General features: G+C 66.1%; 26 protein-coding genes. 2 read left to right on the forward strand and 24 right to left on the reverse strand.

Annotation, left to right across the window (positions count from 1 at the left end; all coding sequences use genetic code 11):
- Positions 1–14: 14 nt before the first annotated feature.
- Complete coding sequence (locus NNX34_RS01745) at positions 15–1,160, forward strand: glutamate--cysteine ligase (RefSeq protein ID WP_255764854.1); 1,146 nt, start codon at positions 15–17, stop codon at positions 1,158–1,160.
- 78 nt (positions 1,161–1,238) lie between these two features.
- On the opposite strand, the gene tsaD is transcribed toward NNX34_RS01745, so the two are convergent.
- The 13 genes from tsaD to glmS form a co-directional block, all read right to left on the reverse strand.
- On the reverse strand, positions 1,239–2,321 hold the full coding sequence (gene tsaD / locus NNX34_RS01750) for a tRNA (adenosine(37)-N6)-threonylcarbamoyltransferase complex transferase subunit TsaD (protein WP_255764856.1): 1,083 nt from the start codon (positions 2,319–2,321) through the stop codon (positions 1,239–1,241).
- Positions 2,318–2,803, reverse strand: a complete 486-nt coding sequence (rimI, locus tag NNX34_RS01755; protein ID WP_255764858.1) for a ribosomal protein S18-alanine N-acetyltransferase — start codon at positions 2,801–2,803, stop codon at positions 2,318–2,320. Before rimI ends, tsaD begins: the two co-directional genes overlap by 4 nt.
- A 29-nt stretch (positions 2,804–2,832) precedes the next feature.
- Entirely contained in the window at positions 2,833–3,501 is a 669-nt protein-coding gene (tsaB, locus tag NNX34_RS01760) for a tRNA (adenosine(37)-N6)-threonylcarbamoyltransferase complex dimerization subunit type 1 TsaB (RefSeq protein ID WP_255764859.1), read from the reverse strand.
- Between the two features lie 57 nt (positions 3,502–3,558).
- A complete protein-coding gene (gene tsaE, locus NNX34_RS01765; RefSeq protein WP_255764860.1) occupies positions 3,559–4,083 on the reverse strand; it encodes a tRNA (adenosine(37)-N6)-threonylcarbamoyltransferase complex ATPase subunit type 1 TsaE in 525 nt (174 codons plus the stop codon).
- A complete protein-coding gene (gene alr, locus NNX34_RS01770) occupies positions 4,083–5,333 on the reverse strand; it encodes an alanine racemase (RefSeq protein WP_255764861.1) in 1,251 nt (416 codons plus the stop codon). The genes tsaE and alr overlap by 1 nt, the downstream gene beginning before the upstream one ends.
- Positions 5,330–5,854 carry a GNAT family N-acetyltransferase gene (locus NNX34_RS01775; protein ID WP_255764862.1) on the reverse strand — a complete coding sequence of 175 codons (525 nt, stop codon included), beginning with the start codon at positions 5,852–5,854 and terminating at the stop codon, positions 5,330–5,332. The genes alr and NNX34_RS01775 overlap by 4 nt, the downstream gene beginning before the upstream one ends.
- Positions 5,855–6,901, reverse strand: coding sequence for an L-glyceraldehyde 3-phosphate reductase (mgrA, locus tag NNX34_RS01780; RefSeq protein WP_255765700.1), 1,047 nt, complete (start codon positions 6,899–6,901; stop codon positions 5,855–5,857).
- Positions 6,902–7,040: 139 nt separating this feature from the next.
- The gene (treZ, locus tag NNX34_RS01785; RefSeq protein WP_255764863.1) at positions 7,041–8,783 is read right to left on the reverse strand and encodes a malto-oligosyltrehalose trehalohydrolase; all 1,743 of its coding nucleotides are present in this window, start codon (positions 8,781–8,783) and stop codon (positions 7,041–7,043) included.
- Entirely contained in the window at positions 8,780–11,116 is a 2,337-nt protein-coding gene (gene treY / locus NNX34_RS01790) for a malto-oligosyltrehalose synthase (protein WP_255764865.1), read from the reverse strand. The genes treZ and treY overlap by 4 nt, the downstream gene beginning before the upstream one ends.
- On the reverse strand, positions 11,113–13,293 hold the full coding sequence (glgX, locus tag NNX34_RS01795) for a glycogen debranching protein GlgX (protein WP_255764866.1): 2,181 nt from the start codon (positions 13,291–13,293) through the stop codon (positions 11,113–11,115). The genes treY and glgX overlap by 4 nt, the downstream gene beginning before the upstream one ends.
- Before the next feature lie 48 nt (positions 13,294–13,341).
- Positions 13,342–14,901 carry an NAD(P)H-hydrate dehydratase gene (locus NNX34_RS01800; RefSeq protein ID WP_255764868.1) on the reverse strand — a complete coding sequence of 520 codons (1,560 nt, stop codon included), beginning with the start codon at positions 14,899–14,901 and terminating at the stop codon, positions 13,342–13,344.
- Positions 14,902–14,911: 10 nt separating this feature from the next.
- Complete coding sequence (locus NNX34_RS01805) at positions 14,912–15,262, reverse strand: holo-ACP synthase (RefSeq protein ID WP_229949943.1); 351 nt, start codon at positions 15,260–15,262, stop codon at positions 14,912–14,914.
- Positions 15,263–15,275: 13 nt separating this feature from the next.
- Positions 15,276–17,162: a glutamine--fructose-6-phosphate transaminase (isomerizing) gene (gene glmS, locus NNX34_RS01810; protein ID WP_255764869.1), complete on the reverse strand. Its 1,887-nt coding sequence runs from the start codon at positions 17,160–17,162 to the stop codon at positions 15,276–15,278.
- 120 nt (positions 17,163–17,282) lie between these two features.
- Between glmS and coaA the strand changes: the two genes are divergently transcribed.
- Positions 17,283–18,266: a type I pantothenate kinase gene (gene coaA, locus NNX34_RS01815; protein WP_255764870.1), complete on the forward strand. Its 984-nt coding sequence runs from the start codon at positions 17,283–17,285 to the stop codon at positions 18,264–18,266.
- 38 nt (positions 18,267–18,304) lie between these two features.
- Here coaA and glmM read toward each other — a convergent pair whose 3' ends face one another.
- The 11 genes from glmM to NNX34_RS01870 all read right to left on the reverse strand — a co-directional run bounded on the left by glmM (position 18,305) and on the right by NNX34_RS01870 (position 26,546).
- Positions 18,305–19,675: a phosphoglucosamine mutase gene (gene glmM / locus NNX34_RS01820; protein WP_255764871.1), complete on the reverse strand. Its 1,371-nt coding sequence runs from the start codon at positions 19,673–19,675 to the stop codon at positions 18,305–18,307.
- A 339-nt stretch (positions 19,676–20,014) separates the two neighbouring features.
- Positions 20,015–20,512, reverse strand: coding sequence for a 30S ribosomal protein S9 (gene rpsI / locus NNX34_RS01825; RefSeq protein ID WP_227918696.1), 498 nt, complete (start codon positions 20,510–20,512; stop codon positions 20,015–20,017).
- A 39-nt stretch (positions 20,513–20,551) separates the two neighbouring features.
- Positions 20,552–20,995 (reverse strand): 50S ribosomal protein L13, encoded by a 444-nt coding sequence (gene rplM / locus NNX34_RS01830; RefSeq protein ID WP_227918698.1) that lies wholly within the window; start codon positions 20,993–20,995, stop codon positions 20,552–20,554.
- 320 nt (positions 20,996–21,315) lie between these two features.
- Entirely contained in the window at positions 21,316–22,245 is a 930-nt protein-coding gene (locus NNX34_RS01835; RefSeq protein WP_255764872.1) for a tRNA pseudouridine(38-40) synthase TruA, read from the reverse strand.
- Positions 22,246–22,283: 38 nt separating this feature from the next.
- Positions 22,284–22,829, reverse strand: a complete 546-nt coding sequence (gene rplQ / locus NNX34_RS01840; RefSeq protein ID WP_227918703.1) for a 50S ribosomal protein L17 — start codon at positions 22,827–22,829, stop codon at positions 22,284–22,286.
- A 65-nt stretch (positions 22,830–22,894) separates the two neighbouring features.
- On the reverse strand, positions 22,895–23,905 hold the full coding sequence (locus NNX34_RS01845) for a DNA-directed RNA polymerase subunit alpha (RefSeq protein WP_146361126.1): 1,011 nt from the start codon (positions 23,903–23,905) through the stop codon (positions 22,895–22,897).
- A gap of 181 nt (positions 23,906–24,086) precedes the next feature.
- Complete coding sequence (gene rpsK, locus NNX34_RS01850; protein WP_049829160.1) at positions 24,087–24,488, reverse strand: 30S ribosomal protein S11; 402 nt, start codon at positions 24,486–24,488, stop codon at positions 24,087–24,089.
- 65 nt (positions 24,489–24,553) lie between these two features.
- A complete protein-coding gene (gene rpsM / locus NNX34_RS01855; protein WP_227903828.1) occupies positions 24,554–24,931 on the reverse strand; it encodes a 30S ribosomal protein S13 in 378 nt (125 codons plus the stop codon).
- Between the two features lie 201 nt (positions 24,932–25,132).
- Complete coding sequence (rpmJ, locus tag NNX34_RS01860; RefSeq protein ID WP_012397712.1) at positions 25,133–25,246, reverse strand: 50S ribosomal protein L36; 114 nt, start codon at positions 25,244–25,246, stop codon at positions 25,133–25,135.
- Between the two features lie 83 nt (positions 25,247–25,329).
- Positions 25,330–25,551 carry a translation initiation factor IF-1 gene (infA, locus tag NNX34_RS01865; protein WP_055239372.1) on the reverse strand — a complete coding sequence of 74 codons (222 nt, stop codon included), beginning with the start codon at positions 25,549–25,551 and terminating at the stop codon, positions 25,330–25,332.
- Between the two features lie 170 nt (positions 25,552–25,721).
- Positions 25,722–26,546 carry a glycerophosphodiester phosphodiesterase family protein gene (locus tag NNX34_RS01870; RefSeq protein ID WP_255764873.1) on the reverse strand — a complete coding sequence of 275 codons (825 nt, stop codon included), beginning with the start codon at positions 26,544–26,546 and terminating at the stop codon, positions 25,722–25,724.
- Between the last annotated feature and the right edge of the window lie 88 nt (positions 26,547–26,634).

The raw sequence follows: 26,634 nt of genomic DNA on the forward strand, positions 1-26,634 counted from the left end.
AAGCAGGAGACAGTTTGGAAATCGAGTTCGCCAAGTCGGCCCAATCAACATTGGGAGTCGAGTGGGAACTGGCCCTTGTGGACGGCACCACCGGAGATCTGGTCTCCGTGGCGGATGAGGTGCTGCGCGGCGTGAACGTCAACGACCCCGCGCTGCATGTTGATGACGAGCACCCCCACATCAAGCAGGAACTGCTGGAAAACACCGTTGAACTGGTGACCGGAATCTGCAGCACCGTCGCGGAGGCCAAGGCCGATCTTGCCCGTTCCCTCGCAGCGGTCCGGCAGGTAACCGATCCCATGGGCGTTGAACTGTTCTGCGCAGGGTCCCACCCGTTCAGCACACCGCGTTCACAGCCGGTCACGGACAAGGAACGCTACGCCAAACTCATTGACCGGACCCAGTGGTGGGGCCAGCAGATGCTCATTTACGGGGTCCACGTCCATGTGGGACTGGACAGCCGGGACAAGGTGCTGCCCGTCCTGGACGGACTGGTGAACTACTTCCCGCATTTCCAGGCCCTGTCCGCGTCCTCCCCGTTCTGGTCCGGGGACGATACCGGCTACGCCTCCCAGCGCGCCCTGATGTTCCAGCAGCTGCCCACAGCCGGCCTGCCGTTCCAGTTCGGTTCCTGGACCGAGTATGAATCCTATGTACAGGACATGTTCACCACCGGCGTCATCGATTCGATCAGTGAAATCCGGTGGGACATCCGGCCCGTTCCGGGACTGGGCACCATTGAAATGCGGGTCTGCGACGGATTGGCGGATATCCAGGACGTGGGCGCCATCGCCGCACTCACCCAGTGCCTGGTGCACGAGTTCTCCTCGATCATCGACGCCGGCGGCACCATCCCCACCATGCCGCCCTGGCACGTCCAGGAAAACAAGTGGCGAGCGGCCCGCTACGGCCTGGAAGCCATCGTGATCCTCGATGCCGAGGGCAACGAAAAGCTGGTCACCGACCACCTGCTCGAGGATGTCCTGCCCCGGCTGGCACCGATCGCCGCCGAACTGGGCTGCAGCGCTGAGCTGGCCGACGTCCGGACCATCATTGAGCGCGGCGCCGGGTACCAGCAGCAGCGCCGGGTGGCGGAGGAGAACGACGGCGACCTGCGCGCCGTCGTCTTCGACGGAATCCGCCGGCTGCGCGGCGCCTAAGCCGCCCGCACGAGAAGGGCCCCGGCGGTATTCCGCGGGGCCCTTCTGCGTCGTGCCGGAGCCAGCAGCCGTGCGGTCCTAGGCCCGGGCCGCTGCCACGTGGACGCTGGTGACCGGCAGTGACGGGTCTGTGCCGAAGCCGATCCCCGAGGGTTCGCCGCCTGCCATAACCACCTGCGCGCCCAGCGCGGCCACCATGGCGCCGTTGTCGGTGCACAGGGAGATCGGCGGGACCCGCAGTTTGATGCCCGCCGCGGCGCAGCGCTCCTCGGTCAGGGCGCGCAGCCGCGAGTTGGCTGCCACTCCCCCGCCCAGGAGCAGGTTGGTAATACCGTGCTCCGTGCAGGCCAGCACCGCCTTGGCCGTAATCACGTCCACCACGGCTTCCTGGAAGGACGCAGCGATGTCCGCCACCGGAAGGTCCTGGCCGGCTGCCTCATACTGCTCCACGCAGCGGGCCACGGCCGTCTTGAGTCCGGAGAAGGACCAGTCGTAGCGGTGCGGTCCCGGCACTTCGGCGGTGCCCATGTACTTGGGCTGGGTCAGGCCGCGCGGGAAGCGGATGGCTTTCGGGTTGCCTTCCCTCGCCAGCCGGTCGATGGCCGGTCCGCCGGGGTAGCCCAGCCCGAGGATGCGTGCCACCTTGTCGTAGGCCTCACCCGCGGCGTCGTCGATGGTGGAGCCGAGCAGCTCCACGTCGCGCGTGAGGTCGGCTACGCGCAGGATCTCGGTATGCCCGCCGGAGACCAGCAGCGCCCCGAGGTTTTCCGGCAGGGCGCCGCCGTCGAGCACGCCCACGCCCACGTGCGCCACCAGGTGGTTGATGGCGTAGAGCGGCTTGCCCGTGGCCAGGGCCAGTGCCTTCGCGGCGCTGACCCCCACCATCAATGCCCCCGAGAGGCCCGGGCCGGAGGTGACCGCAATGGCGTCGAGGTCGGCGAGCGTCACGCCCGCTTCGGCCAGGGCCGCCTGCAGCGCCGGGACCATTGCGTCCAGGTGCGCCCGGGAGGCGATCTCGGGAATGACGCCGCCGAACCGCACGTGTTCCTCCATCGAGGAGGAAACCGTGTTGGTCAGCAGGTCGGTCCCCCGAACGATTCCGATTCCGGTTTCGTCGCAGGAGGATTCGATGCCAAGCACCAGGGGGTCGGTGCGGTTCATTTACTGTCCTTCGTTTCTGTTGCAGTCCCGGCCGGCGCCGGAGCGCCGGACCAGCCGGCCAGTGGCAGGCGCATGATCAGCGCGGAGGCGCCGTCGCGGTAATAGCGCGGCCGGACGTGGATCTGTTCGAAGCCGAACCAGCGGTACAGGCGCTGGGCCCGCGGGTTGTCGTCGCGCACTTCCAGGAGCACGTCCTCGGCGCCGCGCTCCTTCGCTTCGTCCACCAGGGTGGTGAGCAGCCGGGAGCCGATGCCGGCTCCTTCGCTTTCGGGTACGACGGCGATGGTCTGGACGTCCGCGATCGGCAGTACGCACATCAGGCCGGCATAACCGATGACGGTTCCGGCCGGGTCCACCGCCACGTAGTAGGACCGCGTGGACGTCTGGGCGAGTTCGTCGTGGAACATCTGCAGCGGCCACGCGTCAACGGGAAACAGCCGGCGTTCCAGTGCATCGACGGCGGGTATGTCGTCGGTGTCCATGCGTCGGATCCGCACGGTTTCCGCGGCGGTCACAGGGCGCGCTTCCGCGGGCCGGGGACCTTGGCGTCGGACTCGCGCAGGTACAGCGGGGTGCTGGGCAGCAGCGGCAGTCCGCGGACCAGACGGACGACGGCGGTGCGTCCCAGGGCCGCGGCGGTGGGCTGCGCGTCGGCGAAACCCTCCACGGCGTGCAGGGTGTCCGGGTACAGGCCGGCTCCTGCCCCGTACACGGGCAGCGCGGGAACCCCGCCGGGGTCCGAGACGTGCGGGCCGTCCAACAATTCCGGTGTGCCGCCTGTGCTGCGGTAGGCCGCCCAGTAAACCTCTTTGCGCCGGGCATCGGTGGCCACGGCGAATTCGTCAATGCCCAGGCGCCAGGCGTCCAGGGCGGCGTCCACCGCAATGGCGTCGAGGCTCATGACCCCGTGCAGCGGCTTGTCCCAGGCGAAGGCGAGGGTCCGGGCCGTGGCGATTCCGGCACGCAGGCCCGTGAAGGGGCCTGGGCCCACCCCTACGACCACTGCATCCAGGTCCTGCCCGGTTATCCCTGCGTCGGCCAGCAGGCCGGCGATTCCGGGGGCAAGGACTTCGGCGTGGGAGCGGGTGTCTTCGGTGGCGAAGGACGCCAGGATCTCTCCCTCCCCGTTGAGCAGTGCCGCACTGGCGATGGCGGAGGTATCAATGGAGAGAATCAGCACGGTTCCTATTCTACGGCGCGGCACGTATGGCCGTTTCCGGGCAGTTGCCGCGGGCGTTCAGCCCAGGTCCGGCGCCTGCTGCCAGCGCGGACCGAATCCCGCCAGCCGGATGGTGCGCTCTTCGTCGGTGTCCTCGTCGGAGTAGTCCGTGGCCGGGGCTCCCGGAGCGTCACCGCCGACGGCGCGGACCAGGGTGATCTCCAGCCGGCTGTCGGACAGGTGCTCCACCAGCCCCCGGCCCCACTCGACCACGGTGACCGAGCGGTCCATCGAGGCTTCGAGGTCGATGTCGTCCACCTCTCCCTCAGAGCCCAGCCGGTACGCATCCACATGGACCAGGTCCGGTCCGTCCCCCAGGCTCGGGTGTTCACGGACCAGAACGAAGGTGGGCGAAATGATGCCGGGCCGCACCCCGAGCCCGGCGCCAAGCCCCTGGGTGAAGGTGGTTTTCCCCGCACCCAGTTCACCGGTGAGCAGCAGCAGGTCCCCGCGGCGCAGGACGCGGCCGAGGCGTTCGGCGAGCGCCTGGGTCTCTTCGGCCCCGTTGGTCCGGAATTCAGCTTCCCAAGCAGGTTCCTGCATCACTTGGCCTGTACCGCCTGTGCCTGTTCGCCTTCTGCCGCCGGAGCTCCGGGCGCGGCTTCCAAGGCGATGGGCGGGGCGGGTACGTCTTTGTCCGCCGCGGTGTCCACATAGACGCGCGGAACCCGGCCGCCGATCCGGGAAATGATCTCGTAATTGATGCTCCCGGCCGCTGACGCCCATTCATCGACGCTCGGCTGGCCCTCGCCGCCGAAGAGGACGGCTTCCCGGCCCTCGAAGGAATCCGGGGTGCCGGCAATGCCGGTCCGATGCAGGTCAATCACCATCTGGTCCATGGCCACTCGTCCCACCACCGGGTACGTCTGGCCGTCTATCAGGACGGGGCCGCCGGTGGCAACCCGCGGAATGCCGTCGGCATAGCCCAACGGCACCAGTGCCAGCGTGGTCGGCTCCTTGGTGCGGTAGTGCAGCCCGTAGGAGACTCCCTGGCCGGCCGGGACTTCCTTGCACGCAGCGACAGTGGTCTTCAGGCTCATCGCCGGGCGCAGCCCCAGCTCCGCCGAGGTCTGCCCGGCGAACGGCGACAGCCCGTACATACCCAGTCCGATGCGGACCAGGTCGAAGTGGGCATCCGGGCGGGACAGTGCACCCGGGGTATTGGCGATGTGCCGCACTTCGCGGTCCACTCCGGCGTCTTCGGCCACGGCGACCGCCTCGCGGAACTTCCGCAGCTGCTCATCGGTTTCCGGACGGTGGGGTTCGTCCGCGACGGCGAAGTGGGAGAAGATCCCGACCACGCGCAGCAGGCCCTCTTCCTGATAGGCCAGGGCCCGGCCGACGAAGGCTTCCCAGAGATCCTCCGGGCAGCCGTTGCGGCCCAGCCCCGTATCTATCTTCAAGTGCACCCGGGCCGGCATTTCCAACTCCCGGGCAGCCCCGACCACGGCGTCCAGATCCCAGCCGGAGACCCCAAGATCCACGTTGGCCCGGATCGCTTCACCGAATTCGGCGTCCCGCGTGTGCAGCCAGGCAAGGACCGGTTCGGCGATGCCTGCGGCCCGGAGCGCCAGCGCTTCACTGATGTGCGCCACGCCCAACCAGGCCGCGCCGGCCTGGATTGCCGCACGCGCAGTCTCAACCGCACCGTGGCCGTAGGCGTCCGCCTTCACCACGGCCATAACCCGCGCGGGGCTGACAATGTGGGAGAGGTGGCGGACATTGTGCCGGATGGCAGCGAGGTCGATTATGGCAGCACGTTCGGACGGAGGCCGGAATTCAGGGTAGTTCACGTACCCATTCTTTCACTCCCGTCCACGTCCAGGGTCCGGTGCATGATGTGCAGGCCGGTCAGCCCCTTGGCGGGATGCCGGAAGGCTTCGGGCACGGTGGCGAGGATCGAGAAGCCGAGGGACTGCCACAGCGCCACCGCCCGGGTGTTGGTTTCCACCACGGCGTTGAACTGCATTGAGCGATAGCCGCGGCGGGCGGCCTCGGCCAGCACATGCTCGCCGAGTGCCCGTGCAACCCCCTGGCCGCTGAACTCCGAGGCGGTCATGAACGAGGCATTGGCGACGTGGCTGCCGTTGCCGGACTTGTTGGGATGCAGCTGCGCGGTCCCGGCCGCCTTTCCATCCTTCAGGGCTACGAACACCACCGTGGGAGCAGGCTCCAGCCACAACAGCCGGGCCTGCTCCCCGGTGGTGCCGGTGTCCCAGCAGTAGGTTTCTCCGGCACGCACGATGGGTTCCATCAGGTTCCAGATGGCCGGCCAGTCACCGGGCCGGGCCTCCCGGATGGTCAGTGCACCCATTTACGCGTCGAGGGCTGCTGCCCACAGATTGATCTTGGAATCGACCGCAAATTCGTCGATCCTGCGCAGCTCGTCCGCGGAGAAGTCCAGGTTGTTCACCGCAGCCAGCGAGTCTTCCAGCTGCTTCACGCTGGAAGCGCCGACAAGGGCGGAGGTGATGGGTGCGCTGTCTGCCCGGCTGCGCAGCACCCAGGCGATGGCCATCTGGGCCAGGCTCTGGCCGCGGGATTCGGCAATGCCGTTGAGCCCCCGCACGCGTTCCAGGTTTTCCTCCGAAAGCTGGGACTGGTCCAGGGACTTACCGGCAGCAGCGCGGGAGTCCTCCGGCACACCGTTGAGGTATTTGTTGGTGAGCAGCCCCTGGGCCAGCGGCGAGAAGGCAATGGATCCTGCGCCTACTTCGTCCAGGGCCGTGAACAGGTTGGGTTCGCCGTCCTCCACCCAGCGGTTGAGCATGGAATAGGAGGGCTGGTGGATCAGCAGCGGGGTGCCCATTTCACGCAGGATCCGGGCGGCTTCGATGGTCTTTTCCGGCGAGTAGGAGGAGATGCCTGCGTAGAGGGCCCGGCCGGACCGTACTGCCGTGTCCAGGGCGCCCATGGTTTCCTCCAGGGGCGTTTCGGGGTCAGGGCGGTGGCTGTAGAAAATGTCCACGTAATCCAGGCCCATGCGTTCCAGGGACTGGTCCAGGGAGGAGAGCAGGTACTTGCGGGATCCCCAGTTGCCGTACGGTCCCGGCCACATGTCATAGCCGGCCTTGCTGGAGATCACCAGCTGGTCGCGGTACGGGCGGAAATCGTCCCGGAAGTGCCGGCCGAAGTTGGTTTCGGCGGAGCCGTAGGGCGGCCCGTAGTTATTCGCCAGGTCAAAGTGGGTGACGCCAAGGTCGAAGGCGCGCCGCAGGATGGCCCGCTGGGTTTCAAAGGGCTTGTCATCGCCAAAGTTGTGCCACAGTCCCAGCGAGACCGCCGGGAGCTGGAGTCCGCTCTGTCCGACGCGTCGGTAGGGCATGGATTCATATCGGTTGTCCGCAGCAACATAAGTCATGGGCACCATACTGCCACTGTTACCGGGCTCACGCCGCGCGGCGTTGGTCCGGCGTCGGGACCTGGGTTTAACCCGCTGCAGCCGGCACCCGGCAGGAAAAGTACCTGCGGGTGCCGGCTGCAGCTGGATGCCGGTGTTGTTAGCCGGCCAGGATGGCCGCGCCGTAGGCCGGCAGCTGCACGGCATCGCCGTAGAGCTTCGCCGGTGCGGTTTCCAGCAGCACCTCCGCCTGCCGGCCGAACGGAAGCGGCAGCTCGCGCGGGCTGTCGGCAAAGTTCAGCGCCACCGCCGTGGAACCGCGCTGCATAACCAGCCAGCGGCCCACTTCGTCATAGTCCACCCGGACCTTGCGCAGGTCCGGGTCCATCAGGTCGGGGGTCTCGCGGCGCAGCGCCAGGAGCCTGCGGTACAGGTCCAGCAGCCGGCCGTGGTCCCCCTGTTCCACCTCGGACCAGTCCAGCTTCGAGTTGGTGAAGGTGGACGGATCCTGGGGATTCGGCACCGTGTCCGGATCCCATCCCATCCGCTCGAATTCCTTCAGGCGTCCCTCTGCCGTGGCCTTTCCCAGCTCGGGTTCGGGGTGCGAGGTGAAGAACTGCCAGGGCGTGGAGGCCCCGAATTCTTCACCCATGAAGAGCATGGGCGTGAACGGCGAGGCCAGGCTCAGCACCGCGCCGAGGGCGAGCTGTTCGTACCCCAGCGTCGCACTCAGCCGGTCGCCGGCCGCCCGGTTGCCGATCTGGTCGTGGTTCTGGATGGCGGTGACCAGCTGGCGTGCGGTCACTGCCTCCTTGTCCAACGGACGTCCGTGGCCGCGCTCCCGGAAGGAGGAGTACGTTCCGTTGTGGAAGAACCCTTCCTGCAGGACCTTCGCCAGTGCACCGAGTGAATCGAAATCCTCGTAGTACCCGCCGTTTTCACCCGTGAGGTTGGTGTGGGCGGCATGGTGGAAGTCATCGGACCACTGGCCGGCAAGGCCGTAGCCGTTGACGTTCCGCGGGGTGATGAGCCGGGGGTTGTTCAAATCCGACTCCGCGATGAGGAACAGCGGTTTCCCCAGGGCTTCCGCGCATTTGTCCGTCGCGGCGGCCATCTCTTCGAGGATGTGCACGGCGCGTTCGTCATGCAGCGCGTGCACCGCATCCAGCCGCAGTCCGTCCACGTGGTAGTCGCGGAACCACATGAGGACGTTGTCCACAATGTACTCGCGGACGACGTCGGAGAGCGGGCCGTCCAGGTTGACCGAGTCCCCCCAGGTGTTCGCCTTCCCCTCGGTGAGGTAGGGGCCGAACATCGGCAGGTAATTGCCGCTGGGTCCAAGGTGGTTGTAGACGACGTCCTGGATAACGCCCAGTCCGGCCTGGTGGGCCGCGTCCACGAACCGCTGGTAGGCCTCGGGCCCGCCGTAGGTTTCCTGCACGGCGTACCAGAGCACGCCGTCGTAACCCCAGTTGTGGGTTCCGTTGAAGGCATTGACGGGCAGCAGTTCGACAAAGCGCACACCCAGGTCCACCAGGTAGTCCAGCCGGCCGATCGCCGCATCCAGCGTGCCTTCGGGAGTGAAGGTACCGATGTGCATCTCATAGATCGCCCCGCCGTCGAGTCCCGGGGAGACCCAGTCGGCGTCATGCCACTGGTACAGATCCGGATCGAAGGTGCGCGAAAGTGCGTGCACGCCCTCGGGCTGCCGCCGGGACCGGGGATCCGGCACCGGCGTCTCGGCGTCGTCAATGAGGTAGCCATAGTCGATGTCCTCGGTGAGTTCGGCGTGCTGGGCGTGCCACCAGCCGTTCTCTCCGCGGGTCATCGACAGGCGCCGGCCGTCGGCCAGCAGCGTCACGGTGCCGGCCTTGGGCGCCCACACATCGAAGTCGGTCCTCATTTGCCGTCCTCCCGAACAAGCAGCGCCACCGGATAGGTGCCGAACAGATCCGCAGCTGCCAGCCGGCCGCCGCTTTCGTGCGTCTTTCCAGTGATCACGTCACGGTAGGTGCCCGGAGCCAGGACGACGGCGGTGTCCTGCCATCCACCTTGGCGCTGCAGCCCCAGCGGCAGACGGGTCACGAGCGTTACCGCTCCGCCGCGGTCGAACCCGAAGAGGTGTTCGGCCGCAGGTCCTTCCACCGCTACGGGGACGTATCCCGTGAACAGCTCCGGCCGGCCGCGCTTGAGCTGCAGGGCGCGGGTGGTGACGAGCAGCTTCGCTGTCGCGTCCTCGTCCAGGGCGGGGGCACCGGCGTCGGCGAACGACGCCGCGACCTCGCGCCGCCGGGCGAAGTCCACTTCGCGGCGGTTGTCCGGGTCCACCAGTGACCGGTCCCAGAATTCGGTGCCCTGGTAGACATCCGGCACACCGGGCATGGTCAGCTGCAGGAGCTTGGCGGAGAGCGAATTGCTGTACCCCGCCTCCCGGACGCGTTCGACCAGCGCAGTGATTACCGCGTTGACGTCCGGATTGTCGAACGCCGCATCAATGGCTGCATGCATCCGCTCTTCGAATTCGGCGTTGGGAGCCGTCCAGGTGGTGCTGCTGGAGGCTTCGCGGGCGGCCTTCTCTGCGTAGGCGTGTGCACGTTCCCGGCTCAGCGGCCAGGCCCCGACGAAGGTCTGCCAGAGCAGGTTCGCCATCGGCCCGTCATGCATCGGAACAATGGCGTCGAGGCGGGTGAATGCTTCGCTCCACTCCTCCGGGATTTCCGCGAGCACGGAAATCCTGGCCCGGGTGTCTTCGCTGCGCTTGGTGTCGTGCGTAGTCAGGGCCGTCATGGCCGCCGGCTGTTCCAGCTGCCGGCGGAGCATCCGGGTGTGCATTTCAAACGGGGATACGGCGAAGTGTGCCGGGTCGGCGCCAACCTCGTTGAGGGAGGTCAGCCGGGAGTAACGGTAGAACGCCGTATCCTCGACGCCCTTGGCCATGACCATGCCGGAGGTCTGCTGGAAACGCACCGCCAGCTCGCCCAGACTCGAAAGCGACACTGTTCCCGCGGAGTCTTCACCCAGCAGCGGGTTCAACAGCGGATGCAGGATGTCCAGCGCCGCCGCCAGGTCCGGCCGGTGCACCTTGGCCGCGATGACGGCCTCGGTCAGGTGGTCGGCGCCTTCGGGCAGGTAGCTGCGGTAGACCGGGAAGCAGGCCAGCAGTTCCGCGAGCGCATCTGCAGCCGTCTCCGGTTCCAGCCCGCTGTCCGCAGGGAGCAGGCGCACGAGGCGCTGCACCTCGGAGTGCAGCAGGCCGTCCGCGATGACCCGCTTGGTGCCGTGGATCATCTGTGCGTACGGTTCCATGGGCACCAGCGCGGTCAGCGTGTCACTGCCCGCCGGGTCCACGAACAACCGGTCAATGTCGGCCAGCGCGTCGTAGCCGGTGGTGCCTTCGGTTTCCCAGTCCGCGGCGAGCTTTTCGCCCGGTTCCAGGATCTTTTCCACCAGGATGTACGCTCCGCCCGTGATCTCGCGCAGCCGGGCCAGGTAGCCCTTGGGATCGGCGAGCCCGTCCGGATGGTCGATGCGCAGGCCGTCCACAAGGCCCTCGTCGAACCAGCGCTTAATTTCGGCATGTGCCTCGTCAAAGACCCAGGGCTCTTCCACGCGGATGCCGGCCAGGGTGTTGACCCCGAAGAACCGGCGGTAGTTCAGCTCGCTGTCGGCGCGGCGCCAGTTCACCAGTTCGTAGGACTGGCGGGCGTGCACGTCCTGTGCACTGTCGCCTTCTGCTGCGGTGCCTTCGGCCACCGGGAAACGGTGGTCGTAGTAGTGCAGTTCATTGCCCGCCAGCTTGAGCTGCTCGAGCTCATTGTCGCCGTCACCCAGGACGGGCAGCCGCAGCTTCCCGTTCCCGGCGTCCCAGTCAATGTCGAAGGCTTCGGCATACCGGGAACCGCGGCCTTCGGCCAACACGGACCACCACCATTTGTTCCGGTGCGGTGTGGCGATGCCCATGTGGTTGGGCACAATGTCCACGAGCACGCCAAGACCGGCCGCGCGGGCGGCGTCGGAAAGGGCCTTCAGGCCCTCCGCTCCGCCGCGGGTCGGGTCGACGGCTGAAGGATCAGTGACGTCGTAGCCGTGGTCCGAGCCTTCTTCCGCCGTGAGGATCGGTGAGAGGTAGACCCAGTCCACGCCAAGGTCAGCCAGGTACGGCACGAGTTCCGCGGCGTCGAACAGGGTGAAGGACGGGCGGATCTGCAGGCGGTACGTGGAGAGGGGTGTCCTCATTCGGCGGCCTCGGTGTTTTGGGCGGCCATGGCGGCGAGGGACGCGGCCACGGAGTGGTCGTGCTCCTCTTCCTCTTCGTGTGCCCGCAGGACCACCATGGACTTGGCAGCCACGGTCAGCTGGCTGTCCGCGGCAACCGGCTCCGAGTCGGCGTATTCGCCGGCGGTGTCGATCACCGTGTCCCACATGGGTGCGTATTCCTTCGCCGGAAGGGTGACCTTCACGGCTTCGTCATGCGCGTTGAAGTACAGCAGGAAGTTCAGGTCGGTGATCCGCTGTCCGCGGGCATCCTTGCCCGAGATGCCCTGCCCGTTGAGGAAGACACCCAGGGAACGGCTGATGGGGGTGTCCCAGTCATCCGGGGACATGGTGGTGCCGTCCTCGTTCAGCCAGACGATATCCGGCAGTGCCTCGCCCTCGCCGCGCCGCACGGGACGGCCGTCGAAGAACCGGCGCCGGCGGAACGTGGGGTGCTCGGCACGCAGGGTGTTGACCGCGGCGGTGAATTCCATCAGCGGCGCATCCATGGTCTCCCAGTTGATCCAGCTCAGCTCGGAGTCCTGCGCGTAGGTGTTGTTGTTGCCCTGCTGGGTGCGGCCCAGCTCGTCGCCGTGCGCGATCATCGGCACGCCCTGGGACAGGAGCAGGGTGGCGAGGAAGTTGCGCTGCTGGCGGGCACGAAGGGACAGGACGGAGGGGTCGTCCGTGGGGCCTTCAACACCGCAGTTCCAGGAGCGGTTGTGGGACTCGCCGTCGTTGTTGTCCTCGCCGTTGGCGTCGTTGTGCTTCTCGTTGTAGGACACCAGGTCATGCAGCGTGAAGCCGTCGTGGGCGGTGACGAAGTTGATGGACGCCACCGGACGGCGGGCCGAGGACTCGTACAGGTCGGCGGAGCCGGTGATGCGGGAGGCGAACTCGCCCAGCGTGGAGGGCTCTCCGCGCCAGAAGTCGCGGACCGTGTCGCGGTACTTGCCGTTCCACTCGGTCCACTGGGGCGGGAAGTTGCCCACCTGGTAGCCGCCGGGTCCAACGTCCCACGGCTCGGCGATCAGCTTGACCTGGGACACTACCGGGTCCTGCTGCACCAGTTCGAAGAACGCGGAGAGGCGGTCAACGTCGTAGAACTCGCGGGCCAGCGTCGAGGCCAGGTCGAAGCGGAAACCGTCCACGTGCATTTCCGTGACCCAGTAGCGCAGCGAGTCCATCAGCAGCTGCAGGGAGTGCGGATTGCCGACGTTGAGCGAGTTGCCCGTGCCGGTGTAGTCCATGTAGTACTTCTTGTCGTCTTCCACCAGCCGGTAGTAGGACGCGTTGTCGATGCCGCGGAAGGACAGGGTCGGGCCCATGTGGTTGCCCTCGGCCGTGTGGTTGTAGACCACGTCCAGGATCACTTCGATGCCGGCGAGGTGCAGCGCGCGCACCATGGCCTTGAATTCCTGTACCTGCTGGCCCTGGTCGCCGGTGGCGCTGTACGTGTTGTGCGGCGCAAAGAAGCCGATGGTGTTGTAGCCCCAGTAGTTCGACAGCCCCTTTTCCTGCAGGGTCGAGTCGTTGACGAACTGGTGCACCGGCATCAGTTCGATGGCGGTGACCCCGAGCTTCTGCAGGTGTGCGATTACGGAGGGGTGGGCGACGCCGGCGTAGGTGCCGCGCTGCTCCTCGGGTACGTCGGGGTGCAGCTCGGTCAGGCCCTTGACGTGGGCCTCGTAGATCACGGACTGGTGATACGGGACCTTGGGCTTCCGGTCTCCGTCCCAGTCGAAGAACGGGTTGATGACGACGCCCATCATCATGTGCGGGGCGGAATCCTCGTCGTTGCGCGAGTGTTCGTCGCCGAAGTTGTAGCCGAACAGTGCCTGGTCCCAGTCGATTTCGCCGGCGACGGCCTTGGCGTAGGGGTCCAGCAGCAGCTTGTTCGGGTTGCACCGGTTGCCGTTCTCCGGATCGTTCGGCCCGTCCACGCGGTAACCGTACTTCTGCCCCGGCATGACCTGCGGCAGGTAGCAGTGCCAGACATACCCGTCGACCTCGGTCAGGCGGATCTGGTGCTCGGTGCCGTCCTCATCGAACAGGCACAGGAATACGGAATCTGCCACCTCGCTGTAGAGAGCGAAGTTGGTGCCGTTTCCGTCGTAGGTTGCGCCCAGCGGATAGGCATCTCCCGGCCAAACTTCCATGTAGTGCTCCTGACTAGTTCCCTGACAACACGTAATTGATATGTCTACTTACTTTTTTACCCCAGACTTGGAGCTTACTTGAATTCGTCCGCTTCTCTGTTGGGTGGATTCCGCCACCAGCGACCGGATCTGCGGGGCCAGCAGGGACGGCTGGACCGGCCCGTCAGCCGCGGCAAGCGCGCCGGCACGGCCGTGGAGACGGGCAGCAGCCGCGGCGAGCCGTGCATAGTGTCCCGGTTCCCGCTCTGTGTCCGGGGTGCGGTCCGTCGCCAGGAGGGCGCCGAGGATGCCGGCGAGTGTGTCTCCGCTTCCCGCGGTCGCCAGCCACGGCGTTGCCTCGGCCTGGCTGTAGAGTTCGCCGGTGGGAGCCGCCGCCAGAGTGGCCCAGCCCTTGAGCAGGACGGTGGCGCCGGTGCGTTGGGCGGCTAGGCGGGCGTAGCGGATGGGATCTGCTTCGATTTCGGCCCGTGACGCCTCCTCGCCCAGGGAACGCAGCAGCGCGGTGAGTTCGCCGGCGTGCGGGGTAAGCACGACGCCGGGGTGCAGCCCGGTGCGGACCTCGGCGATCGCGTCGGCGTCGATCACTGCGGGCAGCCCGGAGGCCATGGCGTCGCCGGCCCGGCGGCGCTGGTCCTCGTCGTTGCCTGCGCCGGGTCCGGCCACCCAGGCCTGGACGTGGGTGTCCCCTACGGTCCCTGAGCCGCAGACTGCTTCGGGGTGCGCCAGGTTGATCAGCCGGGCTACGGCGTCGGGGCCCAGGTAACGGACCATGCCGACGCCGGTGGCGAGAGCGGCGCCCGTGGCCATCAGCGCGGCTCCGGGGTAGGTCTCCGAACCGGCGGCAATGCCGAGCACGCCGCGGCTGTATTTGTGGTCTGCGGGCGTGGGGAAGGGTAAAAGGGACGCCAGGTCGTCCCCGGACAGGCGGTAGGCGGCCGGGGTTCCGAGGTGCGGGCCGAGCCCGATGTCGATGCAGCGGATTTCCCCGGCGGCTACAGCGCCCGGGCCGGCGAGCAGTCCGGTTTTGACGGCACCGAAGGTCACGGTGAGGTCCGCCCGCAGGCACGTTCCGTCCACCCGGCCGGAGTCGGCGTTGACGCCGCTGGGCAGGTCGCAGGCCACGACCAGCGGGCCCTGACCCTGCCGCCGTGCCGTGTTCAGTGTCTCTGCGATTATGCGGACGGGACCGCGGAGACCGCCGCTGCCGCCGGTGCCCAGGACGCCGTCGATGACGGCATCGGCCGCGAGGGCGGCATCGGCGAGGGCGACGGCGTTGGACTCGGTGAGTGCCAGGACCTTTCCGCCCTGCGCCCTGAACGCCGCCAGTGCCTCGGGGTGCGCTGCGTCGGAGGTAAGCACCGCCGTCGTCGCTGCTCCGCGCCGGGCCAGCCGGGCGGCGGCATAAAGCGCGTCTCCCCCGTTGTTGCCGCTGCCGGCAAGGACGGTTACACCGGCCCCGTAGAGGCGTCCGCGGCGGGCCGCCAGCCGGGCGGCCGTCGCCGCGTACAGCCCGTAGGCTGCGCGCTGCATCAGCTCCCTGCCCCGGCCTTCGGCCAGCAGCGGGGCCTCGGCCCGGCGGACCGCGGTACCGGTGTACGCACTGATCATGCGCTTTGTCCTAGCCTTCGGCGATGACCATTGCAGTAGCCATGTTGCCGTCATGGCTCAGGGAAAGGTGCCAGGTCTGCACGCCCTTGCCCTCCGCCACGGCAGCCACGGTTCCGTCAATCTGCAGCAGCGGCGCTCCGGCGGGATCCAGCAGGACCTGGCAGTGCTGCCAGTTCATGCCGGCCGGGGCGCCCAGGGCCTTGGCCACGGCTTCCTTCGCCGCGAACCGTGCAGCCAGTGAACGCAGGTTCAACTCCCGTTCCGCCGGTGCGAACAGCCGGGCACGGAGCCCGGGCGTGCGCTCCAGCTGGCGGCCGAACCGCGGCACGTCCACTACATCGACGCCGATTCCGATAATCACCGAGGGACGCTCCTTATTCCACCGTGACGGACTTGGCCAGGTTGCGCGGCTGGTCCACGTCGAAGCCCTTAGCCGATGCCAGCTCGCAGGCGAAGATCTGCAGCGGCACGGTGGTCAGCAGCGGTGCCAGCAGCGTCGGTGTTTCCGGCACGTAGAAGATGTGCTCGGCGTAGGCCTTGACGGCGTCGTCGCCTTCTTCGGCGATCACGATCGTCTTGGCGCCGCGGGCCCGGATCTCCTGGATGTTGGAAACCACCTTGGCGTGCAGTGAATCCCGGCCGCGGGGCGACGGGACAACCACGAACACGGGCTGGCCTTCCTCGATCAGGGCAATCGGGCCGTGCTTGAGCTCGCCGGCAGCGAACCCTTCGGCGTGGATGTAGGCCAGCTCCTTCAGCTTCAGGGCGCCTTCCATTGCCACCGGGAAGCCGACGTGGCGGCCGAGGAAGAGCACCGATCCGGCATCCTTCATCAGCTGTGCCAGTTCCTTGATCTGCCCGGAGTTGTCCAGCACCTGCTGGATCTTGTCCGGCACCTTGCTGAGGTCCGCAAGGATGTCCTTGATCTCGCCCTGGAACTTGTTGCCGCGGATCTGTGCCAGGTACAGGCCGAGCAGGTAAGCGGCGGTGATCTGTGCCAGGAACGCCTTGGTGGAGGCAACGGCGATTTCCGGTCCGGCGTGCGTGTAGAGGACTGCGTCCGATTCGCGGGGGATGGTGGAGCCGTTGGTGTTGCAGATGGCCAGGACCTTTGCGCCCTGTTCCTTGGCGTAGCGCACTGCCATCAGTGTGTCCATGGTCTCGCCCGACTGGGAAATGGCCACGACCAGCGTGTTCGAGTCGACAATGGGATCGCGGTAGCGGAACTCATGGCTGAGCTCCACCTCGACCGGCAGCCGGCACCAGTGCTCGATGGCGTACTTGGCCACCTGTCCGGCGTACGCGGAGGTTCCGCAGGCCAGGACCATGATCTTGTTGACGTTCTTGAGCTCCTCGGGGCTGACGCGCAGCTCATCGAGGGTGAGTCGTCCGTCGATGTCCGACCGGCCCAGGAGGGTGTCCCCCACAGCCTGCGGCTGGTCGTTGATTTCCTTCTCCATGAAGGAGTCGTAACCGCCCTTTTCGGCGGCGGCTGCATCCCAGTTCACGTAGAACTCAGTGCCTTCGGCGACTTCCCCGAAGAAGTCGGTGATCAGGACCGAGTCAGGAGTGATGGTTACCACCTGGTCCTGGCCCAGTTCGACGGCGCGGCGGGTGAAGTCGATAAAGCCGGAAACGTCCGAGCCCAGGAAGTTCTCGCCTTCGCCCAGTCCGACGACGAGCGGTGAGTTGCGCCGGGCGGCAACCACGGTGCCGGGCGAATCGGTGTGGACGGCCAGCAGGGTGAACGCACCCTCGAGCTGCTGGCAGGCAAGCTGCATGGACTTTGCCAGATCCGCGTCGCCCTCGCCGCGGTAGATGGAGGCCAGCAGCGCTGCGGCCACCTCGGTGTCGGTTTCGGAAACAAACTCTGCGCCGGCGGCCAGCAGTTCGGCCTTCAGCTCGGCGAAGTTCTCGATAATGCCGTTGTGGATCACGGCCAGGCGTCCGTTGTCCGCCAGATGGGGGTGGGCGTTTTCATCGGTGGGGCCGCCGTGCGTGGCCCAGCGGGTGTGCCCGATACCGGTGGTGGCGGGGGTCAGGGGAGCCGCCTCCAGCTCGGCCACCAGGTTGGCCAGCTTGCCTGACTTCTTGCGGTATTCGATACCCAAGGGAGTGAGTACGGCGACGCCGGCCGAGTCATAGCCCCGGTATTCCAGCCGCCGAAGGCCTTCCATTACTACTTCGAGAGCTCCGTGCCCGCCTGCACTAATACCTGCAATGGCGTCCGGGCGGCCTGCATATCCAATAATTCCACACATAGCACTAAGCGTACCGGCCCGCGGACCGGATGCCGAAAGCATGGTGTCCTTCCGCCTGTTGCGGCATCATTGCGCGCTTCGGGCCGTTTGGGTTTGCCTGCTGTTCAGGGCAGAATTCCTATGGTGACCGAACGCCATGTTAAGTCCTCCGCGGCCCAGCCGCCCGAGAGCAGTTTCACTCCCTTCGTCGAGCTGGACCGCAGGACCTGGTCGCGGCTGTCACATGAGATACGCTCCCCGCTCAACCAGGAGGACATCCTCCGGCTGCGCGGCGTCGGTGACCAGCTGAACCTGGATGAGATCAGGGAGGTCTACCTTCCGCTCTCCAGGCTGTTGAACCTGTATGTGGCGGCTGCAGGCCGCCTGCACAGTGCCACCACCACCTTCCTCGGCGAGAAGACCACCCGTACCCCGTTCGTGATCGGCGTGGCCGGATCCGTGGCTGTCGGCAAATCCACTACGGCCCGGGTCCTGCGTGAAATGCTGCGCCGCTGGCCGGAAACTCCGAACGTGGAACTGATCACCACGGACGGTTTCCTGTACCCCAACGCAGAACTGGAACGCCGCGGGCTGATGCAGCGCAAGGGCTTCCCGGAATCCTATGACCGACGCCGGCTGCTGCGCTTTGTCAGCGAGGTGAAGAGCGGCGCCGAGGAGGTCCGGGCGCCGAAGTATTCGCACCTGACGTACGACATTGTCCCCGGCGAGGAGATAGTGGTCCGCCGGCCGGACGTGCTCATAGTCGAGGGGCTGAATGTCCTCGCCCCGGCCCGGACGCGCGCCGACGGGCGTGCCGGCCTTGCACTGAGCGATTTCTTCGATTTCTCGATTTACGTGGACGCGCGCACCTCCTACATCGAGGAATGGTACGTCCAGCGTTTCCAGTCGCTGCGCACCGGGGCCTTCGCTGACCCGGCATCCTACTTCCACCGCTACGCGGATCTGACGGACGAAGAGGCCCGGGCCACGGCCCTGGACATCTGGAAGCGGATCAACGAGCCGAACCTCATCACCAACGTGCTGCCCACGAGGGGCCGCGCCCAGCTGGTGCTGACCAAGGACGCGGACCACTCGGTGCGGCGGATGCTCCTGCGCAAGACGTAGGCCGGCGCGGGACTAGGTCCCGCGCCGGTGCAGTGCTGCTAGACCGTTGCTCCGGCGCCTGCGTTGAGGGCCAGATGGGTTTCCACCGTTTCGGCCAGCCGCCGTGCGGTCTCGGCGGCTGTCTCCATGTCCGCGGCTTCCACCATGACCCGGACCACCGGTTCGGTGCCCGAGGGCCGGAGCAGTACGCGCCCCGTTTCGCCCAGTGCCTGCCCGGCCTGCTGGACTGCGAGCCGTACCGGCTCGTTGGTCTCGACGGCGGACTTGTCCACGCCCTTGACGTTGATGAGCACCTGCGGGAGCTTCTGCATCACGCCGGCCAGCTGCTTCAGGGTCCGTCCGGTCCGCGCAACCTGTGCCGCCAGCTGCAGGCCGGTGAGGACGCCGTCTCCGGTGGTCGCGTATTCGGAGAAGATGACGTGCCCGGACTGTTCCCCGCCGAGGCTGTAGCCGCCGCGGCGCATCCCTTCGAGCACGTAGCGGTCCCCCACACCGGTTTCGATGAGCTCGATGCCGGCCTCGCGGAGGGCGAGCTTCAGGCCGAGGTTGCTCATGACGGTAGCCACCAGCGCATTGTCCTTGAGCTTGCCGGCTTCCTTCATGGCAATGGCCATGATTGCCATGATCTGGTCACCGTCCACCACCGTGCCTTCATGGTCCACGGCAAGGCAGCGGTCGGCGTCGCCGTCGTGGGCGATACCCAGGTCGGCTCCATGCGCCACCACGGCTGCCTGCAGCTGCTCCAGGTGGGTTGAACCGTAACCCTCGTTGATGTTGAGTCCGTCCGGCTCGGCGCCGATGACCACTACTTCGGCACCTGCGTCGGCGAAGACCTGGGGAGAGCAGCCGCTCGCTGCCCCGTGTGCGCAGTCCAGGACGACCTTCAGGCCCTCGATGCGGTTGGGGAGGGTTTGCAGCAGGTGGACCACGTACCGGTCCTCGGCATCGGCGAAGCGGTGGATCCGCCCCACCTCGCTTCCGGTGGGGCGCATGCTGGGCAGCGCCATTTCGGCCTCGATGGCGTCCTCGACGGCGTCATCCAGCTTCTGCCCGCCGCGGGCCAGGAACTTGATGCCGTTGTCGGGGGCAGCGTTGTGGGAGGCGGAGATCACCACGCCGAAATCCGCGCCGAGGTCAGCAACCAGGTACGCCGCGGCCGGGGTCGGCAGAACGCCGGCGTCGTAGACATCAACACCGGAGCTGGCCAGTCCGGCCTCCATGGCGGCGGAGATAAAGTCACCGCTGATGCGCGGGTCCCGGGCCACCACAGCGACCGGACGACGGCCCTGTTCTACCCGGCGATGGCCCAGCACCACTGCTGCGGCCTGTGCGAGGCCCAGGGCAACTTCGGCGGTAATCAGCCCGTTCGCCAGCCCACGGACGCCGTCCGTTCCAAACAATCTAGTCATTACGTATCCTCAAGCAGGTTGTAGCCACAGCGGGAGCCGCTCACGGGCAACTTACTGGCCCATTCTGCCACCGGTGCACCCATGTCTCCGAAACGGGAAACGCGAAAGTGTGCGCCAGTCAGGCAGATACCGCTCGGCTGTGTGGTCAAGCCGACGTCCCGCGGCCGCATTAACGCCAAAAGGCAGCCGCCGTAGCGACTGCCTTTTGGTAAAACCCCACGCTCTTCGGCGCTTATGAACCCAAGCCCTGAAACCGGCGCTTGTGGAGCCAAGCGCTAAAAAGCGCCGAGGGCCCCGGGGTGTATTCGCTCCAGCGAATACACCCCGGGTAGGCGCTTTTTAGCGCTTGGAGTACTGAGGTGCCTTACGGGCCTTCTTGAGACCGGCCTTCTTACGCTCGATGACGCGGGCGTCACGAGTCAGGAAGCCTGCCTTCTTCAGGGCGGGGCGGTTGTTCTCGCGGTCGATCTCGTTCAGCGAGCGGGCAACGCCCAGACGCAGCGCGCCGGCCTGGCCGGAGGGGCCGCCGCCGTGGATGCGTGCAATGACGTCGTAGGCGCCTTCGAGGTCAAGAAGCTTGAACGGCTCGTTGACTTCCTGCTGGTGCAGCTTGTTCGGGAAGTAATCCTCGAGCTCGCGGTCGTTGACGATCCACTTGCCGGTACCCGGGACGAGGCGCACGCGGGCAATAGCCTGCTTGCGGCGTCCGACGGCGGAGCCGGGGACGGTCAGGGCGGGGCGTTCCTTGACGTCGGCCTGAACCGAGTCAGAGGATTCCGAGGTGTAGCTCGAAAGCTCCTCGGTGTTTTCATTGAGCTCTTCAGTGTTCTGAGCCACGATTCTCCTTGAATTAATTTCTTAGTTGGCGGGCCAGAACTACTGGGCGACCTGGTTGATTTCGTAGGTCTTGGGCTGCTGAGCGGCGTGCGGGTGCTCGGCACCGCGGTAGACCTTCAGCTTGCTGATCTGATCAGCAGCCAGGGAGTTCTTGGGCAGCATGCCGCGGATGGCCTTCTCAACTGCACGTACCGGGTTCTGCTCCAGCAGTTCGGCGTAGTTGACGGAGGACAGACCGCCCGGGTAACCCGAGTGGCGGTAGGCACGCTTCTGTTCGAGCTTGGCGCCGGTCAGGGCAACCTTCTCGGCGTTGATGATGATGACGAAATCGCCCATGTCCATGTGGGGAGCAAAGGTCGGCTTGTGCTTTCCGCGCAGCAGTGTTGCGGTCTGGCTGGCAAGACGGCCTAGGACAACGTCGGTGGCGTCAATGACGTGCCACTGGCGGTTGATGTCGCCGGGCTTCGGGGTGTACGTACGCACGGTGTTTGCCTTCGTTTCTTCTTCTTAGGTGGCGCGCCGCCCATGGATGCCATGGACAGTGCAGCTTCTCTATGCGTTACCGGATGGTCAGGTGAGGACTGAATTAACCAGTGGTCCTGAGATCTCGGCTATTTCCCCGGGGCCAGGTGGCTCTGCAACTGAGCCGCTCCCGTGGGCATAGGCCTATCGAGGTAGGACACGCACAACGACTATAAACAATAGCCTGCTTGAGTAGTCAGGTCAAAAGCTGTCCCCGCGTTATGGCTCCAGCGCCGGATATTGGTTTTGCCCCTATTTTAGGACCGCAGCGCCCGGATCGGCTATTCGCGCTGCGCCCGGGTCAGCTCGGCACGCCGGGCCAGATCGGAGTCGGCCGGATAGCGGACTTCCTCCAGCACCAGCGGGTGCGGCGGGGCCAGGAGTGACTTCGAGTCCCGGATCCGCGCGAACATGCGTTCGGCAAGCCACTGGGGGCGCCGCTCCCCCGAGCCGACCAGCAGTGAGCCGCCCACCAGCGAGCGGACCATGTTGTGGCAGAAGGCGTCAGCCTGGATGTGGGTGCTGATAACTCCGTCACCGCCTCGGTGGAAGCTGAACTCCAGGAGTTCACGGGTGGTGGTGGATCCGGTCCGCGGTTTGCAGAAGGAGAGGAAGTCCCGGATGCCCAGCACGCCGGCTGCGGCTTCGTTCATCCGGTCGATGTCCAGGGGTGCCTTGAACCACAGCGTGGTGTGCCGGGACAACGGATCCCGGGTTTCGGGCAGGTCGCAGATGCGGTAGCTGTAGCGGCGCCAGAGGGCCGAAAAGCGTGCGTCGAAGCCTGCCGGGGCAGGGACGGCCGACAGCACTTCCACGGCTCCGCCCAGGGCATCCACGGCGCGCCGCTGGAGGCCTGCTTCCCGCGCCGGCATGGTCAGCTCCTTGTTCAGCACCCCGTGCAGCCTGCGCCGCAGGGAGACTCCCGGGTCCATGTCCCGCCCCCTGGCCAGCTCGTGCCATTCGGATGCAGTGAGGTCGAAGTGCACCACCTGGCCGCGGGCGTGGACGCCGGCGTCGGTCCGCCCGGCCACTGTCGTCCGGACCGGGCGGCGCAGCAGGACTGCCAGCCCGTCTTCGACCAGGCCCTGGACGGTCCGCAGGCCGGGCTGGGCGGCCCAGCCGGAGAACGGAGCACCGTCGTAGGCGAGGTCCATCCGGACGCGGAAAGGCCCGCCATCCATTCCGGGGACGGCGGGCCTTTCAATAGTCATAGCACCCATATTAAGGGCACCGGGACTTCAGCGAAGAATTACTTCTTCTCTTCGGTCGCTTCGACAGCCTCATCAGCGGAGTCGGCAGACTCAGCCGAATCGGCGGACTCAGCGGAATCGGCAGATTCTGCCGACTCAGCGGAATCTGCAGACTCAACGGCAGGCGCCGGAGCGGCTGCAGCGGCAGCGGTGCTGGCTTCGGCCACTACCGACTGCTTGGCAGAAAGCGGCTCCAGGACCAGTTCGATGACAGCCATGGGAGCGTTGTCGCCCTTGCGGTTGCCGATCTTGGTGATACGGGTGTAGCCGCCGTCGCGCTTCTCGACTGCCGGAGCAATGTCGGTGAAGAGCTCGTGGACGATGCCCTTGTCGGAGATCAGGGCCAGGACGCGACGGCGGGAGGACAGGTCCCCGCGCTTTGCGAACGTGATCAGGCGCTCTGCGTAGGGACGCAGACGCTTGGCCTTGGTCACCGTGGTGGTGATCTGCTTGTGCTCGAACAGCTGCGCGGCAAGGTTGGCCAGCATCAGTCGCTGGTGTGCCGGGCTGCCTCCGAGGCGCTTACCCTTGGTGGGTGTAGGCATTACTTTTTCTCCTCAAACGGTGCCGTGCGGTGCTCAATGGCCCGAACGGCAAGAATTTGCTTCAGTTAGAGCTCGTCGTCCGAGTACTCGGACTCGTCCTCTTCAATAGCTGCGGCACGGGCGGCCAGGTCAAACCCGGGAGGGGAATCCTTCAGGGACAGACCCAGTTCAACCAGCTTTGCCTTCACCTCGTCGATGGACTTCGCGCCGAAGTTGCGGATGTCCATCAGGTCAGCCTCGGAGCGGGCTACGAGTTCACCCACGGTGTGGATGCCTTCGCGCTTGAGGCAGTTGTACGAACGCACGGTCAGCTCGAGGTCTTCGATCGGCAGGGCCATGTCGGCTGCCAGTGCGGCATCCGTGGGGCTCGGACCGATTTCGATACCTTCAGCGGCGGTGTTGAGTTCACGTGCCAGGCCGAACAGTTCAACCAGGGTGGTACCGGCAGAGGCGACAGCGTCGCGCGGTGCAATGGCATCCTTGGTTTCAACGTCAACGATCAGGCGATCGAAGTCGGTGCGCTGCTCAACACGGGTGGCTTCCACGCGGAAGGTCACCTTCAGAACCGGCGAGTAAATGGAGTCAACCGGGATACGGCCGATTTCCTGGTCACCGGACTTGTTCTGGCTGGCCGACACGTAGCCGCGGCCGCGCTCGATGGTCAGTTCGAGTTCGAACTTGCCCTTCGAGTTCAGCGTGGCGATGTGCAGGTCGGGGTTGTGGAACTCCACGCCGGCCGGCGGAGCGATGTCCGCGGCCGTAACCACGCCGGGGCCCTGCTTGCGCAGGTAAGCCACAACGGGTTCGTCGTGCTCGGAGGAAACCGAGAGGTTCTTGACGTTCAGGATGATCTCAGTGACATCTTCCTTGACGCCGGGAACCGTCGTGAACTCGTGCAGCACGCCCTCGATGCGGATGCTGGTTACAGCGGCACCGGGAATGGAGGACAGCAGGGTACGACGGAGGGAGTTACCAAGGGTGTAACCGAAACCCGGCTCCAGGGGTTCAATGATGAACCGTGAGCGGTTGTCGGCTACGACTTCTTCAGTGAGGGTGGGGCGCTGTGCAATGAGCACTTGCATTTCCTTTCAGCGAGCATCCGCTATATGACGCAACACAAATGGTGGAAACGACGACGACGGGTCTTCCGCGGGCGTCTTGGACGGCTAACAGCCAGCCCGGGACCGGCGCCCTCCGGCGGGCAACCCACTTGGAAAAGTGGGCTGCCCGCCGGGGAAACCGGAACCGCAGTGCTGCTTATACGCGGCGGCGCTTCGGGGGACGGCAACCGTTGTGTGCGCTCGGGGTGACATCCTGAATGGAGCCAACCTCCAGGCCGGTGGCCTGCAGTGAACGGATGGCGGTCTCGCGACCGGAGCCCGGACCCTTCACGAAGACGTCGACCTTGCGGACGCCGTGCTCCTGTGCGCGCTTCGCGGCAGCTTCAGCAGCCATCTGAGCAGCGAACGGGGTGGACTTACGGGAGCCCTTGAAGCCAACCTCACCGGCGGAAGCCCATGAGATAACAGCACCGGACGGGTCCGTGATGGACACGATGGTGTTGTTGAAGGTGCTCTTGATATGCGCCTGGCCGAGCGCGATATTCTTCTTATCCTTGCGACGCGGTTTGCGGACCGCTCCACGAGTCTTGGGGGGCATTACTTCTCCTACAAAGAGTTTGGTTTAGGTGGCCCGGATTCGGGCCGTGGCCGAAGACCGCTTATTTAGCGGCCGGCCTTCTTCTTACCGGCAACGGTGCGCTTCGGGCCCTTGCGGGTACGAGCGTTGGTCTTCGTGCGCTGACCGTGGACGGGCATGCCGCGGCGGTGCCGGATGCCCTGGTAGCTGCCGATTTCAACCTTGCGGCGGATGTCGGCGGCCACCTCACGGCGGAGGTCACCCTCAACCTTGAAGTTGCCCTCGATGTAGTCACGCAGCTGAACGAGTTCAGCGTCGGTGAGGTCCTTGACGCGAGTTTCCGGGCTGATGCCGGTCTCTACAAGGGTCTGCTCTGCACGGGTCTTGCCCACGCCGTAGATGTAGGTAAGCGCAATCACTACCCGCTTTTCGCGGGGAATGTCAACGCCAGCGAGACGTGCCATATCGGCGGTTCTCCTTTGGTTATTACCGGAGGTCTGAAGCAGTGCGTCCCTGTTGCCAGGTCCCCGGCCTCCGTACCGGGGGTATGCGTCACGCGTATAGACGCTGCACTGCCATATTCAATTAACTACGCGTGGGCTGATCCCTGAAATCAGGGGCCCTCTTACCGTTGCCCTTTCGGGCTCCGGAGCTAGAGAAGCAGATTAGCCCTGGCGCTGCTTGTGGCGCGGGTTCTCGCAGATCACCATGACTCGACCGTTACGGCGAATCACCTTGCACTTATCGCAGATCTGCTTGACGCTCGGCTGGACCTTCATGGTTTTCCTTTGCGTGGTTGCAGGGTTGAGCTTGAACGGTCAGTGAACCGGCTGAGCGGTGCGCTGTCCGTCTTTGCAGCGGTTTATTTGTAGCGGTAGACGATGCGACCCCGGGTGAGGTCGTACGGGCTAAGTTCCACCACAACGCGGTCTCCAGGGAGGATGCGAATGTAGTGTTGACGCATCTTTCCCGAGATGTGTGCGAGCACAATGTGGCCGTTGGCCAGCTCAACGCGGAACATCGCGTTGGGCAGGGCTTCGTTTACCGAGCCCTCGATCTCAATGACGCCGTCTTTCTTGGCCATATCCTCCGCTAACGTCTGTGTCACCGGCTTGACGCCGGCAACGGTTTTTCGAATGTGGCCGTTCCACCGGCCCAGCCACCGCATCGGCGCACAAAGCATCGAAAGCGGTCAATCCGGGCACGAATGTAGAGACAACCAACAGATAACTCTACGGGAAGACCCCCCATAAGTTAAATCGCTCCGGCTGTCCAGTTCCCGCACCGGGTGTTTCCCCACGCCGCCAGCGCGCCGGGACGGTTGGTGATGATCCCGTCCACCCCCGCATCGAAGGCTTCCAGCCACTGTGCCGGGCGGTCCAGGGTCCACGGATACACGGACATCCCGTCGGCACGCAGCCGCGCCGTCAGGTCCGGGCGCTCGGCCAGGAACCGCCCGCCGGGATTGCACGCTGCAGCCTCCACCCGGAAGAGGAACCGCTGCAGCGCCGTCTCTCCATGCCTGCCCGACGGTGCTGTGCCGACCAGCAGTCCCCGCCGGAATTCCGGGGCGGCCAGGGCCAGGGCTGCTACGGTCCGCCGCGAAAAGGCCTGCACGAGAATGCGGTCTTTCAGTCCCGCCGCCCACAGGGCATCCGCCACAGGCTCCACCCCGCGGGGACTCCACTCTCCCTTGAACTCGAGTACCAGCCCCAGTTGCTGCCGGTCGGACAGGAACGTCACGAGGTCCCCGAGCGTCGGCACCGGCACTCCCCTGTGGTTTTCGGAAAACCAGGCACCGGCATCCGCCACGGCGAGCCGGGCGGCCGAGGTGCGGCTCACGCGCCCGCGCAGATTGGTCGTCCGGCCCAGTTTCGCGTCGTGCAGGAGCACCGCGGTTCCGTCGGCCGTGAGGCGAAGATCCGTTTCGATCATCGCAGCTCCGGCTGCTGCCGCCGCGGCAAATGCCGGAAGGGTGTTCTCCGGTGCCGCCGAACTGTTTCCCCTGTGGGCGATCACTGCCGGCAGGTTGCTCAGGGATCGTGCCGCCGGGGCTGCTGCTCTGTACGTCGAGGCCATGACTTCACGGTAAGGTGGCGGACCGCTCGAAAGCCGGGAAAACACCACTCTTCACCGGCCGTCCGCCAAGGATTCCCCGTGACATCAG

Origin of the sequence: Arthrobacter sp. zg-Y1116, assembly GCF_024385485.1 — a bacterium.
Classification (GTDB): domain Bacteria; phylum Actinomycetota; class Actinomycetes; order Actinomycetales; family Micrococcaceae; genus Arthrobacter_B.

Coding starts and splice junctions, on each gene's coding strand:
- NNX34_RS01800 (WP_255764868.1), bottom strand. CDS start 14,901: ATGATCAGTGCGTACACCGGTACCGCGGTCCGCCGGGCCGAGGCCCCG.
- NNX34_RS01835 (WP_255764872.1), bottom strand. CDS start 22,245: ATGACTATTGAAAGGCCCGCCGTCCCCGGAATGGATGGCGGGCCTTTC.
- rpmJ (WP_012397712.1), bottom strand. CDS start 25,246: ATGAAGGTCCAGCCGAGCGTCAAGCAGATCTGCGATAAGTGCAAGGTG.
- tsaD (WP_255764856.1), bottom strand. CDS start 2,321: ATGAACCGCACCGACCCCCTGGTGCTTGGCATCGAATCCTCCTGCGAC.
- treY (WP_255764865.1), bottom strand. CDS start 11,116: ATGAGGACACCCCTCTCCACGTACCGCCTGCAGATCCGCCCGTCCTTC.
- glgX (WP_255764866.1), bottom strand. CDS start 13,293: ATGGAAGTTTGGCCGGGAGATGCCTATCCGCTGGGCGCAACCTACGAC.
- rpsK (WP_049829160.1), bottom strand. CDS start 24,488: ATGCCCCCCAAGACTCGTGGAGCGGTCCGCAAACCGCGTCGCAAGGAT.
- mgrA (WP_255765700.1), bottom strand. CDS start 6,901: ATGACTTATGTTGCTGCGGACAACCGATATGAATCCATGCCCTACCGA.
- coaA (WP_255764870.1), top strand. CDS start 17,283: ATGGTGACCGAACGCCATGTTAAGTCCTCCGCGGCCCAGCCGCCCGAG.
- rimI (WP_255764858.1), bottom strand. CDS start 2,803: ATGGACACCGACGACATACCCGCCGTCGATGCACTGGAACGCCGGCTG.
- treZ (WP_255764863.1), bottom strand. CDS start 8,783: ATGAGGACCGACTTCGATGTGTGGGCGCCCAAGGCCGGCACCGTGACG.
- glmS (WP_255764869.1), bottom strand. CDS start 17,162: ATGTGTGGAATTATTGGATATGCAGGCCGCCCGGACGCCATTGCAGGT.
- tsaE (WP_255764860.1), bottom strand. CDS start 4,083: ATGCAGGAACCTGCTTGGGAAGCTGAATTCCGGACCAACGGGGCCGAA.
- rpsM (WP_227903828.1), bottom strand. CDS start 24,931: ATGGCACGTCTCGCTGGCGTTGACATTCCCCGCGAAAAGCGGGTAGTG.
- NNX34_RS01775 (WP_255764862.1), bottom strand. CDS start 5,854: ATGGGTGCACTGACCATCCGGGAGGCCCGGCCCGGTGACTGGCCGGCC.
- rplQ (WP_227918703.1), bottom strand. CDS start 22,829: ATGCCTACACCCACCAAGGGTAAGCGCCTCGGAGGCAGCCCGGCACAC.
- infA (WP_055239372.1), bottom strand. CDS start 25,551: ATGGCCAAGAAAGACGGCGTCATTGAGATCGAGGGCTCGGTAAACGAA.
- glmM (WP_255764871.1), bottom strand. CDS start 19,675: ATGACTAGATTGTTTGGAACGGACGGCGTCCGTGGGCTGGCGAACGGG.
- NNX34_RS01870 (WP_255764873.1), bottom strand. CDS start 26,546: ATGGCCTCGACGTACAGAGCAGCAGCCCCGGCGGCACGATCCCTGAGC.